Origin of the sequence: Pseudomonas cerasi (genome assembly GCF_027983475.1) — a bacterium.
GTDB classification, from domain to species: domain Bacteria; phylum Pseudomonadota; class Gammaproteobacteria; order Pseudomonadales; family Pseudomonadaceae; genus Aquipseudomonas; species Aquipseudomonas cerasi.
The window spans coordinates 2,007,771-2,024,869 of the sequence record NZ_JAQJVM010000001.1 but is presented as its reverse complement, the minus strand read 5'-3'; the positions used below and the strand labels follow the sequence as shown (position 1 = coordinate 2,024,869).

Genomic DNA, 17,099 nt, shown 5'->3' with positions numbered 1-17,099 from the left:
ACTGATGTAAGAAGAGAGTGCCCGATCAGGGCCGGGGTTCCAAGAACGTGCGTCAAATGGTCCCGCGGACGCTCGCGACGGAGCGCCCTTCTGAAGAACGATTCACGGGAGCAGGTAATTAGGCGCTGACCGGCATCACCGTCACCCGCACCTCAGGATCATGCGTGCCGCCGCCCAGAATCACGCCACGCAACGGCGAGACATCAGAGAAATCGCGCCCCCAGGCCAGGCTGATGTGCTCCAGTGCAGGCTGCACATTGTTGGTAGGGTCGAAGTCCACCCAGCCAGAGGCCGGACAGAATACCGAGACCCAGGCGTGCGAGGCGTCGGCACCGATCAACCGGGGCTGGCCCGGTGGCGGCTGGGTCAGCAGATAGCCGCTCACATAGCGCGCCGCCAGGCCACGGGAGCGCAGACACGCCAGCATCAAGTGGGCGAAGTCCTGACACACGCCTCGCCGCCGCTCCAGCACTTCCACCAGCGGCGTGGCGACCTGAGTGGCCTCTTCATCGAAGGTAAACTCCTCGAAGATCTTTTCCATCAAGGCCTGCACACACAGCAACAATGGACGGCCCGGCGGGAAACAGACCTGCGAGAACTCGACGAATGAGCGCTTGAGGTGAACGTAGGGGGATTCGAAACGATAGCGGCAGGCCTCCAGAATATCTTCGGTCATCGGCTTGGCGCTGTATGTCAGCGCGCTGCGGGTCACTTCCCATTCGGGCGACAGATTGAAGTCCAGAAACGGCTTCTCCATCACCTCGATACGCAACCGCGCATTGACCTGCAATTCATCATGTGGACGCTCGAAGGCCAGACGGGTCAGCGGGTTGCCGAATACATCCAGCTCATCGCGACGCGTGGTGGGTTCAGGAAGAATCTCCAGCGCCTGCTCGGTGCAACGCTGCCAGGGACTGCTGCGCGGCCACAGGTGCGCCAGTTGCTGGGCCAACGAGACCGGGCTGTCGTACTTGTAATGTGTGTCATGGAAAATCTGGTAGAAAGCGCTCATCAGACAGACACCGTACGTTGGCTGACATCATCGACGTGGGCAAAATGGCGCAACGCCAAGCGATCGGACGCCAGGCCACTGCTGTCGCCAATGCTCTGCAGCAGGTCCGCCAGCCCGTCGAGTACGGCGTCGATACTGCTCTGGCCAAACAAAGGATTCTCCAGGCTGCCCAGGTCGAACGCGGCAAGACGCTGCGCCAACACCGTCAGGCTGCTGTCGCGTGGCGCATCGAACTCGTCGTTCAGGCGGCGCAACGAGCGCTGCACCAGCTTGAGCTGAAACAGCACCGCATGCGGGTTCTGCTCGTCGAGCAGCAACAGGTCCAGCACCGGAATCAGATGCGGCACCGCCATGTAGCGCGAGCGATAGGTGATGCTGCTGTTGCCCAGCTCCAGCAACCACTCCAGCCCGGCCTGTTCGAAAACCACCAGCCCGCGCAAAAACGCCGACAGGCTGGTGCTGAGAAACTTCAGGCGCTCGATACGTCGCCCGATCATCAGGAAGCTCCAGCCTTCGTCGCGGGTCATGTCGTCCAGCGCAAAACCGGAGAGCGCTGCCAGCGACATCACCAGACGGTTGAGAAAATCCAGCAGTTCGCCGAAATCCGGCTCTTCGGTTTCCAGACTCAAGGCTTCGCGCTGCAACTCGACCAGCGCCTGCCAGTTTTCCTTGGATAACTTGCCACGCACTTGCGAAGCGGCCCACTGCAAACGCTGCAAATTGGCGCGCAGGCTGAACGGCCACTCGTCACCCATCAGCGCGACAAGCAGGCGATCCTTCAGCTCTTCGCCCTCCTGCGCCTCGGGCAGCATACCCAGACTCTCGGCCAGCGCGACGGCGGCCTGCAGCGCGAGAGGGTCATCGTCGTCGACGTAGCGCGTCAGCATGATACGCAGCAGGCGTGCACTGTCGTCACAGCGCTCGCAGTAACGTCCGAACCAGAACAGGTTTTCCACCACCCGTGACGGCAGATAAGGGTCGCGACGAATCAGGTCGTAGACACCCAGCTTACGCTGGCCTTTCCACGGCTCGCCGAGGTGCGAGCGTTCACCCAGCACCCAGGTGTCTTTGCTCGCCCCGCCACGCTGCATCGATACCACGTCGGCGTCGGCTTCAGCGGCCACTCGGGTCAAGCCGCCCGGCAGCACACGATAGCCATCAAGGCTGGCCACTGCATACACACGCATGCCAATGGCGCGCGGCTGTAAACCGGTGCCATCGGCCTGTAGCACCGGAGCATGGGACAACTGCGCCAGCTCCTGCGCGACGTAGGCATAGGGCCGCGACTGCATGCGCTGGGCAAGGGCCAGACGCTGCTCCTCATTCAAATCACGGCCAAACACCGGCGCGAAATGTTGCGAGGGGAACGCCGGCTTGATCAACAGATCCGGCAGTTTTTCCAGCGCCTGGGCCAGCACCGGCGGCTCTCCGCACCACCAGGTCGCCACCGAGGGCAGGATCAGATCCTCGCCGAACAGGTATTGACTGATTTTCGGCAAAAAGCCCAGCAGCCCCGGAGACTCCAGCACACCACTGCCCAACGCATTGGCGACCAGTACGTTGCCCTGACGCACGGCCTCAAGCAGCCCCGGTACACCCAGCGCGGAGTCGGTACGCAATTCCAGAGGGTCGCAGAAGTCATCGTCCAGACGGCGCATGATGGCGTGAACCCGACGCAAGCCGCTGAGGGTTTTCAGGTAGACCGTGGCATCGCGCACCGTCAGATCACCACCCTCGACCAGCGGATAGCCCAGTTGTCGCGCCAGGTACAAATGTTCGAAGTAGCTTTCGTTGAAACGGCCCGGCGTCAGCAGGACGATCAGCGGTGCCTCGTTGCTGGTGGGCGCCTGACGGGCCAGCGTCTGCTGCAACGCGTCGAAGAAACCCGACAGGTGCCGGACCTGCAGGTCGCGATAGGTCTCCGGCAAGGCGCGCGCGACGCTTTGGCGGTTTTCGAGCGCATAACCGGCACCCGAAGGCGCCTGGGTACGGTCGGCAGTGACCCACCAGCGTCCGTCCGGGGTACGCGCCAGGTCGACGGCGTACATGTGCAGGAACGTGCCTTCAGGGGGCTTCACGCCCTGACACGGCCAGAGAAAGTTGTTGTGGCCAAACACCAGCTCGGCGGGCAGCAGGCCATTGGCGATCAGCGTCTGCGGGCCGTAAAGGTCCGCGAGCACTGCGTTGAGCAGCCGTGCACGCTGGGCAATCCCTGCCGCCACGTGCTGCCATTCATCCGCCGCAATGATGTGCGGCAACAGGTCCAGCTCCCACGGGCGATCGGCACCCTTGGGGTCGGCATACACGTTGTAGGTGACACCGTTTTCCTGAATCTGCCGGGTCAGCAGGGCCTGGCGCTGGATCAGTTGCGCCGCGCTGCTGCGCCGCATGTGCTCGTACAGACGACGCCAGTGCGGGCGAACGGCTCCGTCGGCGTCGAGCATTTCGTGGTAAGTACCCTCGGACAGCGGGTAGTGGTCAAGCAGGTCGGGCATGGAAGGCTCGGCAGGCAACGTAAGGACTTCAGATTAGTGCAGTCAGATGTCACGTCCGTGTGCATCTGACGCACAGAGCCACTGTTTTTTTAATGCAGACGCATATCCAGCGTCATCGGCAGCTCGTCGTTAATGTTGAGCGACGGAACGTCCAGTTTGCCTGGGGTGTGGCCGATGCGGAAGAAACGTGACAGGCGACGGCTTTCCGCTTCGTTGGCGTTGACCGGCAAGGTTTCGTAGTTACGGCCGCCCGGATGGGCGACATGATACTCGCAGCCACCCAGAGAGCGGTGCATCCAGGTGTCGAGCAGATCGAAAACCAGTGGCGCATGCACGCCAATGGTCGGTTGCAGGCAATTGGCCGGCTGCCAGGCGCGATAACGCACACCCGCGACGAACTCACCGACCCGTCCGGTCGGCTGCAGGGGCACTGCGACACCGTTACAGGTCAACACGTAGCGTTGCGGTGGCAGCCCGCTGATATGCACTTGCAGACGCTCCAGCGATGAATCGACGTAGCGCACCGCGCCGCCGGCCGAGCCCTCTTCACCCAGGACATGCCAGGGCTCCAGCGCCTGACGCAGCTCCAGCTCGATGCCGTTGACGGCGTAATCGCCCACTTTCGGGAAGCGGAATTCCAGGTGCGCAGAGAACCAGTCGGCCTGCACCGGGTAGCCTGCCGCGTTGAGATCGGCGACCACATCGGCAAAATCCTGCTCGATGAAGTGCGGCAGCATGAAGCGGTCATGCAGTTGCGTGCCCCAGCGCGCCAGCTTCGCGGGTGCGTAGGGTTCACGCCAGAAGCGCGCCACCAGCGCCCGTAGCAGCAACTGTTGCGCCAGGCTCATGCGCGCATGCGGCGGCATCTCGAAGGCGCGCAGCTCGAGCAGCCCCAGGCGTCCGGTTGCGCCATCGGGCGAGTAAAGCTTGTCGATGCAGAACTCGGCACGGTGGGTATTGCCGGTGACGTCAATCAGCAGGTTACGCAGCAGACGGTCCACCACCCACGGCGCAACCTGCTCGCCTGGCTTCGGCATCTGTGCAAAAGCGATTTCCATCTCGTAGAGCGAATCATTGCGCGCTTCGTCGATGCGCGGTGCCTGAGACGTCGGGCCGATGAACAGGCCGGAAAACAGGTACGACAGCGAAGGATGGTTGTGCCAGTAGCTGATCAGGCTGCGCAGCAGGTCCGGACGCCGCAGAAACGGCGAATCTGCCGGCGTTGCGCCGCCCAGCACGAAATGGTTGCCCCCGCCGGTGCCAGTATGACGGCCGTCGATCATGAACTTCTCGGTGGTCAGACGCGTGAGGCGCGCCTGTTCATAGAGAAACTCGGTGCGCTCGACCAGTTCGTCCCAGCTCGCCGAAGGCTGCACGTTGACCTCGATCACACCGGGGTCCGGCGTGATCCGGAAATTGCACAGCCGCGGATCGCTCGGCGGTTCGTAGCCTTCCAGCAGGATCGGGCACTGCAGCTCCTCTGCAGTCGCTTCGATCACCGCCACCAGTTCAAGGTATTCCTCAAGCTTTTGCAGCGGCGGCATGAACAGGTACAGCCGCCCCTCGCGCGCTTCGGCACACAGCGCCGTGCGGGTCAGCCAGTCGGCCGACTCGTCGATCTTCGGCGGGCGCTCGGCGTCCGTGTCTGTGGACTTGAGCGCTGAGGTCAACGAGTCGCTGTCGGCCAGTTCGGGGAAGTCCTGGTTATGGTCGGTCGGATGAATGAACGGGTATTCCGCCGCCTTGACCCAAGGCTGCGACGCCAGCGGCAATCGATAGCCCAGCGCAGAATCCCCCGGCACCAGACGGCAATGCTCGTCACGCAAGTACCAGCGGCCACTCTGCCAGCTGTCACCGTCCGCGTTGCGAGCCAGCGGCAGAACCTGACCGATCATCTTGTCCAGCCCCTGAGCGAAGACCTTGCGCAGACGGGCACGCTCCAGCTCGTCACCCAGCCGCGAATCTTCGGCGGTGACGTTGACCGGCAATGCGCCTTCGCGCCACAAGTAGTAGAAATTGTCTTCGTAAGCCGGGAAAACGAAGCGGGCCGGCAGCTTCAGGCGCTCGGCAACACTGGCGAGAAAACGCCCTGCCAGTTCGCCCGTAGCACCATAGTCACGGGTTTCATCGGCGATCAGCGCATTATTGCGCCACACCGGCTGGCCGTCCTTGCGCCAGAAGCAGTTCAGCGACCAGCGCGGCAGTTGCTCACCCGGATACCATTTGCCTTGCCCGAAATGCACGATGCCCAGCGGCGCGTAATGCCCGCGCATGCGCTGGAACAGCTCGGCGGACAGCTCGCGCTTGCGCGGCCCCAGCGCGGCGGTGTTCCATTCGGCGCCATCGCGGTCGTCGATGGACACGAAGGTCGGCTCGCCGCCCATGGTCAGACGCACATCGTCGCGCAGCAGATCGGCGTCGATCTGTCGACCAAGCGCCTGAATGTCCTGCCATTGCGCTTCGGTGTAAGGCTTGGTGACGCGCGGCGCCTCCCAGATGCGTTCGACCGACATTTCGTGGCTGAAATCGGTTTCGCACGGCTCGACCAGACCACTGATCGGTGCTGCCGAGGAAGGCTCGGGGCTGCACGCCAGAGGAATGTGTCCTTCGCCAGCGAACAGGCCTGACGTGGCGTCCAGCCCGACCCAGCCTGCGCCCGGCAGATAGACCTCGCACCAGGCGTGCAGGTCGGTGAAGTCGACATCCGTACCGGACGGCCCGTCGAGCGCCTCGACATCGGCCTTGAGCTGAATGAGGTAGCCCGACACAAAGCGCGCCGCCATGCCCAGATGACGCAACAGCTGGACCAGCAGCCATGCTGAGTCGCGGCACGAGCCCGATGCGTTTTCCAGGGTGAATTCCGGGGTCTGAACGCCGGGTTCCATGCGGATCAGGTAGGCGACGTCCTGACTCAGGCGCTGGTTGAGGCCGACCAGGAAGTCGATGGCCGGAATCGGCTCGCGACTGATGCTGTCCAGATACGCCTGAAATCTCGGGGTCAGCGGCAGTTTTTCGAGGTACGGCGCCAGCTCGCGCTGCTCTTCGCTGGCGTAGGTGAACGGAATGTTCTCGGCGTAGGGCTCCAGGAAGAAGTCGAACGGATTGAACACCGCCATCTCGGCGACCAGATCGACTTCGACACGGAATTCGTCGGTCTTTTCCGGGAAGACCAGACGCGCGAGGTAATTGCCTTGAGGGTCCTGCTGCCAGTTGATGAAATGGTTTTCAGGCAGGACTTTCAGCGAATAAGACAGCACGCGTGTGCGGCTATGAGCGGCCGGACGCAGGCGAACGATCTGCGGACCCAGTTCGACCGCGCGGTCGTAGCGATAGTGCGTGACATGGTGCAAGGCAATATGAATCGACACGGCGTGCCTCCTGCGAGCCTGAACGGTAATTGAGCCGCGCAAGACTTATGCCATCCGGTCAAAGTCGTGCGCCAACGAGAGTGGCATTCCCCGCCTGAAAAGGCGCAGCACCAAAATCGTGCCGGCCGAAGCCAACGGTGCAAGGGTCGCACAGTAATAAGGCAGACAGTGTGGCAGAGGGATTGAGTGGGGGGTGAAGAATTGTGAAGGCGTTTGGATACGCATGCGGCGCGTTGCAGGTGTAAGACGCGCAGCTTCACCCAAGGCATTCCCACCCCGTGGGAGCGAGCTTGCTCGCGAAGGCGTCATCACTGAACCACCGCTTTCGCGAGCAAGCTCGCTCCCACAAGGGATTGCAGGTGGGTTTTCAGCACTGCCCGACGCTACATTTCCGGCACTATCAGCACACGAGCACATGATAGGTACACCCACAGAACGAGGAACGATAATACCAACTATCGTGCGACGCTCTGCGTCTGCGCGGATACCTCGCCTTAGCGTGGCACTACTGGCTTGCGCTTGGGCGGTTTGGTGCCTTTGCCCTTGGCTGCATCCATGCGCTCCTTGGCGGCCTGCTTGTTGCGCGCCATGGCGGCAGCCTTGGCCTCTTCGCGCTTGTCCCACGGCTTGCTGCCATCGCTCCCGCGTGGCGGCAGGCCGGTGTGCTGGGTCTGGATCAGCGTGGTCTTGGCATTTTTCGCAACCTTGTGGCTGCCCGCCGGTGTCGAGTTCTTGCGACGCGCACTCTGGTAGCTGTCAGTAGCCGGCTGATGCAACGGGATCAGTTGATCCTTGCCCGGCCCGATCAGGTCGGCACGGCCCATGCGTTCCAGTGCCTCACGCAGCATCGGCCAGCCTTTCGGGTCGTGATAGCGCAGGAAAGCCTTGTGCAAACGACGCTGCGCTTCGCTTTTCACGATGGTGACCGCATCACTCTTGTAGGTGACCTTGCGCAGCGGGTTCTTGCCCGAGTGGTACATGGCGGTGGCCGTGGCCATCGGCGACGGGTAGAACGCCTGCACCTGGTCCGCGCGGAAACCATTGCCCTTGAGCCACAGCGCCAGGTTCATCATGTCTTCATCGGTGGTGCCCGGGTGGGCGGCGATGAAGTAAGGAATCAGGTACTGCTCCTTGCCGGCTTCCTTGGTGTACTTCTCGAACATGCGCTTGAACTTGTCATAGCTGCCAATGCCCGGCTTCATCATCTGGTTGAGCGGACCTTCCTCGGTGTGTTCCGGGGCGATCTTCAGGTAACCACCTACGTGGTGAGTAACCAGTTCCTTGACGTACTCCGGCGACTCGACCGCGAGGTCGTAGCGCAGGCCGGAGGCGATCAGGATCTTTTTCACGCCCGGCAAGGCGCGCGCGCTGCGATACAGCTGGATCAGCGACGAGTGATCGGTATTCAGGTTCGGGCAGATGCCCGGGAATACGCAGGACGGCTTGCGGCAGGCCGACTCGATCTCCGGGCTTTTGCAGGCGATGCGATACATGTTCGCGGTCGGCCCGCCCAGGTCGGAAATGACCCCGGTAAAGCCCGGCACCTTGTCGCGGATTTCTTCGATTTCGCGAATGATCGACTCTTCGGAGCGGTTCTGAATAATCCGCCCTTCGTGCTCGGTGATCGAGCAGAAGGTGCAGCCGCCAAAGCAGCCGCGCATGATGTTCACCGAGAAACGAATCATGTCGTAGGCAGGGATCTTTTCCTTGCCGTACGCAGGATGCGGGACGCGCGCGTAAGGCATGCCAAACACGTAGTCCATTTCTTCAGTGGTCATCGGAATGGGCGGCGGGTTGAACCAGACGTCCACGTCGCCATGTTTCTGCACCAGCGCGCGAGCGTTGCCCGGGTTGGTCTCCAGGTGCAACACGCGGTTGGCGTGGGCATACAGCACAGCGTCGTTACGGACCTTTTCCACCGATGGCAGGCGGATGACCGTCTTGTCGCGGGTCATGCGCGGGCTGGCGAGAATCTGCACCACCTTGGCTTCGTTGGGGTCCTCGACGTTGCCTTTTTCCTGCTCGATGGCGCAGGCCTGCGTGTCCTGGGTGTTGACGTACGGGTTGATGATCTTGTCGACCTTGCCCGGACGGTCGATACGCGTGGAGTCGACCTCATACCAGCCCTGCGGCGTGTCACGACGAATGAACGCCGTACCGCGCACGTCGGTGATGTCTTCGATCTTGTGGCCGTAGGACAGACGCTGGGCGACTTCGACGATCGCGCGTTCGGCATTGCCGTACAGCAGGATGTCGGCGCAGGCGTCAATCAGGATCGAGTTGCGAACCTTGTCCTGCCAATAGTCATAGTGCGCGATTCGGCGCAGCGAAGCCTCGATGCCGCCCAGCACGATCGGTACATGCTTGTAGGCTTCCTTGCAGCGCTGGCTGTAGACCAGACTTGCGCGGTCCGGCCGCTTGCCAGCCATGCCGCCAGGGGTATAGGCGTCATCGGAGCGAATCTTCTTGTCCGCGGTATAGCGGTTGATCATCGAGTCCATGTTGCCGGCAGCGACACCGAAAAACAGATTCGGCTCGCCGAGCTTCATGAAGTCGTCCTTGGACTGCCAGTTGGGCTGCGCGATGATCCCGACCCGGAAGCCCTGGGATTCGAGCAGACGACCGATGATCGCCATGCCGAAAGACGGGTGATCCACGTACGCATCACCGGTAACAATGATGATGTCGCAGGAATCCCAGCCAAGCAGATCCATTTCTTCCCGGCTCATGGGCAGGAAAGGTGCTGGTCCGAAACATTCGGCCCAGTACTTGGGATAGTCAAATAACGGCTTGGCTGATTGCATGTTCAGGACCTACGTTTGCACGTTGGAAAAATCGCGGGCGCGGAATATAGCACATTTTTTGATCAAGTCCGACCACGGTGGTCGGATTTGATGGAGTCGACCCGAAGTCAATCGTCGTCGAAGTTGTAACTGCCCGGCGCCAGGTTCTCGAAGCGCGTGTATTTGCCGATGAACGCCAGACGCGTGGTGCCGATGGGGCCGTTACGCTGCTTGCCGATGATGATCTCGGCAATGCCCTTGTGCTCGGTTTCCGGGTGATACACCTCGTCCCGGTAAACGAACATGATGACGTCGGCATCCTGCTCGATCGCTCCGGATTCCCGGAGGTCGGAGTTGATCGGGCGCTTGTTGGGGCGCTGCTCAAGAGAGCGGTTGAGCTGCGACAGGGCAATGACCGGGCAGTTGAATTCCTTGGCCAGCGCTTTCAACGAGCGCGAGATCTCGGAAATCTCGTTGGTACGGTTATCACCGCTGGAACCAGGGATCTGCATCAGCTGCAGGTAGTCGATCATGATCATGGCGATGTCGCCATGCTCACGCACGATCCGCCGCGTCCGCGCGCGCATTTCAGACGGGCTGATACCGGCCGTATCGTCGATGAACAGCTTGCGGTCATTGAGCAGATTGACCGCCGATGTCAGGCGTGGCCAGTCATCGTCATCAAGCTGGCCGGCCCGCACCTTGGTCTGGTCGATGCGCCCCAGCGACGACAACATACGCATGATCAGCGATTCGCCTGGCATCTCCAGCGAGTAGACCAGCACCACCTTGTCACTGCGCAGCACCGCGTTCTCGACTAGGTTCATGGCGAAGGTGGTCTTACCCATCGACGGACGTCCGGCAACGATGATCAGGTCGGCGGGTTGTAATCCGCTGGTTTTTTCATCGAGATCGGTATACCCGGTCGACAGACCGGTAATGGCGTTGTCGCTGTTGAACAGGGTATCGATACGGTCGATGGCCTTGGTCAGCAGGTCATTGACGCTGACCGGGCCGCCAGTCTTGGGGCGCGCTTCGGCGATCTGGAAGATCTGCCGTTCAGCCTCGTCAAGAATCTCTTCGGCGGTCCGGCCTTCGGGGTTGAACGCACTGTCGGCGATTTCGGTACTGATGCCAATCAATTGCCGCAGTGTGGCCCGGGCCCGGACGATCTGCGCATAAGCCTTGATGTTGGCGACAGAAGGCGTGTTTTTCGCCAGCTCACTGAGGTAGCCCAGGCCGCCTACTTGCGAGGTCTGCCCTTCCTTGTCCAGCTGTTCAGCCAGCGTGACCACGTCAATCGGGCTGTTCTGGTCGGCCAAGCGGGCGATGGCGCGGAATATCAGGCGGTGGTCATGTCGATAGAAATCACCATCGGAAACTTGATCGAGCACCCGCTCCCAGGCGTTGTTGTCCAGCATCAAGCCACCGAGTACAGCCTGTTCGGCCTCGATGGAATGCGGCGGCACTTTCAGGGCAGCGGTTTGCAGATCGTATTGTTCGGGGGCGGAAATATCGTTCATGGCCACTTCAATTCGGGGTTTGCAGAATGGGGATGGCACAAAGACAAAGGGCACGACCTGTGAACAGGATCGTGCCCGATGTTAATCCTCTGACGTCAATGCCGCCAGACGATTACGTGTTGCTTAAGCAGCCACTACGACAACGCGTACGGTCGCTTCTACGTCGCTGTGCAGGTGCACGGCTACGTCGAATTCACCAACGTTGCGGATAGTGCCGTTCGGCAGACGAACTTCGCTTTTTGCAACTTCAACGCCAGAGGCGGTCAGTGCATCAGCGATGTCGTGGGTGCCGATCGAACCGAACAGCTTGCCTTCGTCACCAGCAGTGGCAGTGATGGTCACTTCCAGCTCAGCCAGTTGGGCAGCGCGAGTTTCGGCAGATGCTTTCTTGTCTGCAGCCAGTTTTTCCAGCTCGGCACGACGCTCTTCAAACGCAGCCACGTTGGCAGCGGTTGCAGCGGTTGCTTTGCCGTAAGGCAGCAGGTAGTTACGACCGTAGCCGGCCTTAACGTTTACTTTGTCGCCCAGGTTGCCCAGGTTGGCGACTTTTTCCAGAAGGATCAGTTGCATGTGGAAATCCTCTTAACTTTTAACCTTCACCGTTCGCAGGACCATTGCCGGGATCTTTCGAGCTCCGGCGACCGCGAAAATCAATCAGGCTGTCGACAATGGCAATTACCACGAGCAACGGATAAATCAGCTGCATGAACACCAGCAGCGTGATGTACATCCCCACCAGCCAGAACCTGGACAGACGCTTTTCAGCGACCAGTCCGTGAATCAGGGCCAGGCCCGCAAAGACCAGCGGTACGCTGCACAGCGGTGTAAGCATCGCTATCTGCGGACCGAAATTCGGCCCCACCAGCATGCACACCACCAGCACCAACGCAGGCACCAGCGGGAGTTTCACGGCGCGAAATTCGCGCCCGAAACCACCAGGGTTGTACAACATCGCTTGCCAGTACCGCCCAAGAATCAGGCACAGCACACTGACGATTTGCAGCACAGCCGCTATCAGGCCATTCAGGACGGGCGCAATCAGTGCCCCCAGACGCGCTCGCTCTTCTACGTTCAACTGCTCGTAGAGCCCGGCCAGCATTGTCGGCAGATGTTTCTGCAACTCCTGCGACATTGCTTCCAGAGGTTCGCGAAAAACCGTGCCCAGAATTACTGCATACACCACACCCAACGCCACGCTGACCAGCAGCACACGGACCCAGGACTCGCTGGCACGCAAAACCATTGCCAAACTCAGTGATCCCGCCAGCACCATGGCTGTACGAGGTTCACCGAAATACCACCAGACCAAAGCCGGCAGCAGAGCCCAGGACAGGACACCAACGGCATCACTGAACCCGCGTCGCAGGAGCACAAGGCACCCTGCGGCAGCACTCAACCAGAACAACAGCGGCAATGCCGCACATCCAGCCACTACGAGAGTGGCCTGCATACGGCCGCGCATGATGAATTCAGCCAGGGCACGCATGCTTTCTATCCTTTGTTACGTTTTGTCGACTACCTGGTCTCAGCGGCCGTGGCTGTCGGTGTAGGCCAGCAGGGCCAGGAAGCGGGCACGCTTGATAGCGGTGGCCAGCTGACGCTGATAACGTGCTTTGGTACCAGTGATACGGCTTGGAACGATTTTGCCGGTCTCGGATACGTAGGCTTTCAGAGTGTTGAGATCTTTGTAATCGATCTCTTTGACGTCTTCAGCGGTGAAGCGGCAGAATTTACGACGACGGAAGAAACGTGCCATGTAATTGGCTCCTCAAAAGGTCCGTGGATTACTCGTCAGCGTTATCGCTAACGTCGCTGTTGTCGCCGTCATCGCCATCGGCGCTGTCGGAGTGCTCAGGACGGTCACGACGCTCACGGCGCTCACTGCGGTTCTCTTCAGCCTTGAGCATCTCGGACTGGCCGGTTACGGCTTCGTCGCGACGGATGACCAGGTTACGGATCACAGCATCGTTGTAACGGAAGTTGTCTTCCAGCTCGGCCAGAGCCTTGCCAGTGCACTCAACGTTCAGCATCACGTAGTGAGCCTTGTGAACATTGTTGATTGCGTAAGCCAGTTGACGACGGCCCCAATCTTCCAGACGGTGGATTTTGCCGCCGTCTTCTTCGATCAGCTTGGTGTAACGCTCTACCATGCCGCCGACTTGCTCGCTTTGATCCGGGTGGACCAAAAAGATAATTTCGTAATGACGCATGAATGCTCCTTACGGGTTGTAGCCTGCCGCTCAAATAGCGGTCAGACAAGGAGTGAATGACACTGTTGGTCTTGCTCAGGGACAGGCACATGCGCGCCTGCCGTGACAGCAAGGGGCGCAATTGTAGAGAAGGGTCGGGGGAGGCGCAAGGCAATTGGTGAATTAATGAGCAGATCGCATGGCGCGACCTGCTCACTCTGGCCAGAAGCCGCAATCAGGCTTTTTTGCCGGCAGCCTTGACACTGCGCTGGCGCAGCGCTTCGAACAGACACACGCCAGTCGCGACCGACACGTTGAGGCTGCTGACACTGCCCGCCATCGGCAGGCGCACCAGATAATCACAATGCTCACGGGTCAGGCGACGCATGCCCTTGCCTTCCGCGCCCATGATGATAATGGTCGGCCCGGTCAGGTCCTGCTGATACAGCTCGACCTCGGCCTCGCCCGCAGTACCGACCACCCACAATCCGCGCTGCTGCAGTTTTTCCAGGGTACGCGCCAGGTTGGTCACTGCCACGAGCGGAATGACCTCGGCTGCACCACAGGCGACCTTGCGCACGGCTGGCGTCAGGGTTGCGGATTTGTCCTTGGGCACGATGACCGCCAGCGCACCTGCCGCATCGGCAGTACGCAGGCAGGCGCCAAGGTTGTGCGGATCGGTCACGCCGTCCAGCACCAACAGCAGCGGCGAGCCTTCACTGCGGTCCAGCAGCTCGTCGAGCATAGCCTCGCCCCAGACCTGGCTCGGGCTGACATCGGCAACCACACCCTGATGCACGCCTTCGACCCAGGCATCCATTTCGCGGCGCTCGGCCTGCCCGATGGTGACGCGATTTTCGGCCGCCAGTGCGACCAGGGTCTGAACGCGAGGGTCGTTACGACCCTCGGCCAGCCAGATGTGCTTGACGCGTTTCGGATGATGACGAAGTAACGCTTCTACGGCGTGAACGCCGTAGATTTTTTCCAGCTGACTCATGACTTGGCCTTGGGTTTACGAGCGCCGCTGCTTTTCGCAGCTGGCGCGGAGCCCGTTTTTGACGAGCCTTTACGGTGTTTGCTGGCCGGTTTGCCCGATGAGGGCGCAGAACCCGACCGGTCAGACTTTCCCGACGATGCCTTGCTACCACCCTTCGCGTCTGCCAGAAGCGCTTTTTTCAGCTCGCGGCTTTTACGCACTTCTGCGTTTTTCGCGGCGGCATCGCTCGGGCGATACGCTTCGGTGCTGCTTTCCTTGGTCGAAGCGCTACGGCGTCCGGACTTGGCAGGCGCCTTATCCTTCTCAGCCGTGGTCGTGGCAGCAGGTGCCGCGGTGTCATGACCACGACGCTTGCGAGCCGTCGGCTTTGCAGCCGCTGCCGCTTCGGAGATCTCGAAATCGATCTTGCGCTCGTCCAGATCAACGCGCATGACACGCACTTCAACGGTGTCGCCCAAGCGGAAGTTACGCCCGGTACGCTCGCCGGCAAGGCGGTGGTGCAGCGGATCGAAGTGGTAGTAGTCACCCGGCAAGGCGGTCACGTGGACCAGGCCCTCGACATAGATGTCGGTCAGCTCGACGAACAGACCAAAGCCGGTTACAGCGGTGATCACGCCCGGGAACGACTCGCCGACGCGATCCTTCATGTATTCGCACTTGAGCCAGTTGACCACGTCGCGCGTAGCCTCGTCGGCACGGCGTTCGCTCATCGAGCATTGTTCGCCCAACTGGTCGAGCAGCGCGTCGTCGTATGGGTAGATGCGCGCCTTCGGGATCGTGGCAGCGCCGGCACGACGAACGTGCGGCGTATCCTGCTTGGAGCGAATGACACTGCGAATCGCACGATGGGTCAGCAGGTCCGGATAACGACGGATCGGCGATGTGAAGTGCGTGTACGCTTCGTAATTCAGACCGAAGTGACCGTTGTTGTCCGAGCTGTAGACCGCCTGGCTCAACGAACGCAGCATCACGGTCTGGATCAGGTGGTAGTCAGGACGATTACGAACGGTTTCAAGCAGCGCCTGATAATCCTTCGGTGTCGGGCCTTCCTTGCCTTTGTGCAACGTCAGACCCAGCTCGCCGAGGAACGCACGCAGTTTTTCCAGGCGCTCCGGCGGCGGACCATCGTGGACGCGGTACAACGCAGGAATTTCGTGCTTCTTCAGGAACTGCGCGGTGGCCACGTTGGCGGCCAGCATGCATTCCTCGATCAGCTTATGGGCATCATTGCGAGTGGTCGGACGGATTTCGGCAATCTTGCGCTCGGAACCGAAGATGATCCGGGTTTCCTGAGTTTCGAAATCGATCGCACCGCGCACATGACGCGCGCCCAGCAATACCTTGTACATGGCATAAAGCTGTTTGAGGTGCGGCACCACATCGCCGTATTCACCACGCAGGCTTTTGGCTTCAGCGGTTTTCGGCTGTTCCAGAATCGTGCTGACCTTGTTGTAGGTCAGGCGAGCGTGGGAGTGGATGATGCCTTCGTAGAACACGTAGTCAGTCATCTCGCCGGTCTTGGAGATGGTCATCTCGCAGACCATGGCCAGACGATCGACGTGCGGGTTCAACGAGCACAGGCCGTTGGACAATTGCTCAGGCAGCATGGGCACGACGCGCTCGGGGAAATACACCGAGTTGCCGCGCACCTGGGACTCTGCATCCAGCGCCGAGCCGATCTTCACGTAGCTCGATACGTCGGCAATCGCCACGTAGAGCTTCCAGCCGCCGGAGAACAGACGCAGCTTGCCCGGCTTGGCTTCGCAATAGACCGCATCGTCGAAGTCGCGAGCATCTTCACCGTCGATGGTCACGAACGGCAGATGGCGCAGATCGACGCGGTGTTCCTTGTCCTTCTCTTCGACTTCCGGCTTGAGCTTGGCAGCCTCTTTGAGCACTGCTTCGGGCCAAACATGCGGGATATCGTAGGTACGCAGCGCGACATCGATCTCCATACCGGGCGCCATGTAGTTGCCCACCACTTCGATCACGTCGCCTTGCGGCTGGAAGCGCGGCGTCGGCCAATGGGTGATTTTCACCTCGACGAACTGACCGATCTTGGCGCCGTTGTTGCGACCCGGCGTCACCAGCACTTCCTGCTGGATTTTCGGGTTATCGGGTACAACAAAACCAATGCCGCTCTCTTCGAAGTAGCGACCAACGATGGTTTCGTGAGCACGCGAGATCACTTCGACAATAACGCCTTCGCGACGACCGCGACGGTCAAGGCCGGAAACACGCGCCAGCGCCCGGTCACCGTCGAATACCAGACGCATTTGCGCCGGGCTCATGAACAGGTCATCGGAGCCGTCGTCCGGCACCAGAAAGCCGAAGCCGTCGCGATGGCCGGAGATGCGACCCAGGATCAGGTCAAGCTTGTCTACCGGTGCATAAGTGCCGCGACGGGTGTAGATCAACTGGGCGTCACGCTCCATCGCCCGAAGGCGGCGGCGCAGAGCCTCGAATTGATCTTCCGTGGTCAGGCCGAACTCTTCGACCAGTTGCTCGCGACTGGCCGGCGAACCGCGCTCAGCAAGGTGCTGCAAGATCAGCTCGCGGCTGGGAATAGGGTTTTCGTATTTTTCCGCTTCACGAGCGGCCTCGGGATCGAGGGACTGCCAATCGGCCATTAGATAGTTTTCACCTTGTATATATAGGGGTTAGTTTGGCATAGACCTCATGAAACGGGAAATTTCACGCTCAAACCACTCGACAAAAAGCCTCCCTGACCA

11 protein-coding genes are annotated in these 17,099 nt (G+C 60.7%); all 11 read right to left on the bottom strand.

What is annotated here, in order from left to right:
• Positions 1–118: 118 nt before the first annotated feature.
• The gene (locus PI739_RS08695) at positions 119–1,012 is read right to left on the bottom strand and encodes a transglutaminase family protein (RefSeq protein ID WP_003431929.1); all 894 of its coding nucleotides are present in this window, start codon (positions 1,010–1,012) and stop codon (positions 119–121) included.
• The gene (locus tag PI739_RS08690; protein WP_003366346.1) at positions 1,012–3,507 is read right to left on the bottom strand and encodes a circularly permuted type 2 ATP-grasp protein; all 2,496 of its coding nucleotides are present in this window, start codon (positions 3,505–3,507) and stop codon (positions 1,012–1,014) included. The genes PI739_RS08695 and PI739_RS08690 overlap by 1 nt, the downstream gene beginning before the upstream one ends.
• Positions 3,508–3,596: 89 nt before the next feature.
• Complete coding sequence (locus tag PI739_RS08685) at positions 3,597–6,875, bottom strand: transglutaminase family protein (protein WP_024663740.1); 3,279 nt, start codon at positions 6,873–6,875, stop codon at positions 3,597–3,599.
• A 494-nt stretch (positions 6,876–7,369) separates the two neighbouring features.
• Complete coding sequence (locus PI739_RS08680) at positions 7,370–9,679, bottom strand: YgiQ family radical SAM protein (protein ID WP_003431932.1); 2,310 nt, start codon at positions 9,677–9,679, stop codon at positions 7,370–7,372.
• A 107-nt stretch (positions 9,680–9,786) separates the two neighbouring features.
• Positions 9,787–11,181, bottom strand: a complete 1,395-nt coding sequence (dnaB, locus tag PI739_RS08675) for a replicative DNA helicase (protein WP_003366338.1) — start codon at positions 11,179–11,181, stop codon at positions 9,787–9,789.
• Between the two features lie 123 nt (positions 11,182–11,304).
• A complete protein-coding gene (gene rplI / locus PI739_RS08670; RefSeq protein WP_003317208.1) occupies positions 11,305–11,751 on the bottom strand; it encodes a 50S ribosomal protein L9 in 447 nt (148 codons plus the stop codon).
• Between the two features lie 19 nt (positions 11,752–11,770).
• A complete protein-coding gene (locus PI739_RS08665) occupies positions 11,771–12,667 on the bottom strand; it encodes a YybS family protein (RefSeq protein ID WP_003366336.1) in 897 nt (298 codons plus the stop codon).
• Between the two features lie 39 nt (positions 12,668–12,706).
• Entirely contained in the window at positions 12,707–12,937 is a 231-nt protein-coding gene (rpsR, locus tag PI739_RS08660) for a 30S ribosomal protein S18 (RefSeq protein WP_002551829.1), read from the bottom strand.
• A 28-nt stretch (positions 12,938–12,965) separates the two neighbouring features.
• Positions 12,966–13,391, bottom strand: a complete 426-nt coding sequence (gene rpsF, locus PI739_RS08655) for a 30S ribosomal protein S6 (RefSeq protein ID WP_002551828.1) — start codon at positions 13,389–13,391, stop codon at positions 12,966–12,968.
• A 214-nt stretch (positions 13,392–13,605) separates the two neighbouring features.
• Entirely contained in the window at positions 13,606–14,367 is a 762-nt protein-coding gene (gene rlmB, locus PI739_RS08650) for a 23S rRNA (guanosine(2251)-2'-O)-methyltransferase RlmB (protein ID WP_003317206.1), read from the bottom strand.
• Entirely contained in the window at positions 14,364–16,997 is a 2,634-nt protein-coding gene (gene rnr, locus PI739_RS08645; protein WP_271351707.1) for a ribonuclease R, read from the bottom strand. The genes rlmB and rnr overlap by 4 nt, the downstream gene beginning before the upstream one ends.
• Positions 16,998–17,099 lie beyond the last annotated feature (102 nt).

What these genes read in the sequence shown, in the direction of transcription:
- rplI (WP_003317208.1), bottom strand. Translation starts at nt 11,751, where the DNA reads ATGCAACTGATCCTTCTGGAAAAAGTCGCCAACCTGGGCAACCTGGGC.
- rpsR (WP_002551829.1), bottom strand. Translation starts at nt 12,937, where the DNA reads ATGGCACGTTTCTTCCGTCGTCGTAAATTCTGCCGCTTCACCGCTGAA.
- PI739_RS08680 (WP_003431932.1), bottom strand. Translation starts at nt 9,679, where the DNA reads ATGCAATCAGCCAAGCCGTTATTTGACTATCCCAAGTACTGGGCCGAA.
- dnaB (WP_003366338.1), bottom strand. Translation starts at nt 11,181, where the DNA reads ATGAACGATATTTCCGCCCCCGAACAATACGATCTGCAAACCGCTGCC.
- PI739_RS08690 (WP_003366346.1), bottom strand. Translation starts at nt 3,507, where the DNA reads ATGCCCGACCTGCTTGACCACTACCCGCTGTCCGAGGGTACTTACCAC.
- rlmB (WP_003317206.1), bottom strand. Translation starts at nt 14,367, where the DNA reads ATGAGTCAGCTGGAAAAAATCTACGGCGTTCACGCCGTAGAAGCGTTA.
- PI739_RS08665 (WP_003366336.1), bottom strand. Translation starts at nt 12,667, where the DNA reads ATGCGTGCCCTGGCTGAATTCATCATGCGCGGCCGTATGCAGGCCACT.
- rpsF (WP_002551828.1), bottom strand. Translation starts at nt 13,391, where the DNA reads ATGCGTCATTACGAAATTATCTTTTTGGTCCACCCGGATCAAAGCGAG.
- rnr (WP_271351707.1), bottom strand. Translation starts at nt 16,997, where the DNA reads ATGGCCGATTGGCAGTCCCTCGATCCCGAGGCCGCTCGTGAAGCGGAA.
- PI739_RS08695 (WP_003431929.1), bottom strand. Translation starts at nt 1,012, where the DNA reads ATGAGCGCTTTCTACCAGATTTTCCATGACACACATTACAAGTACGAC.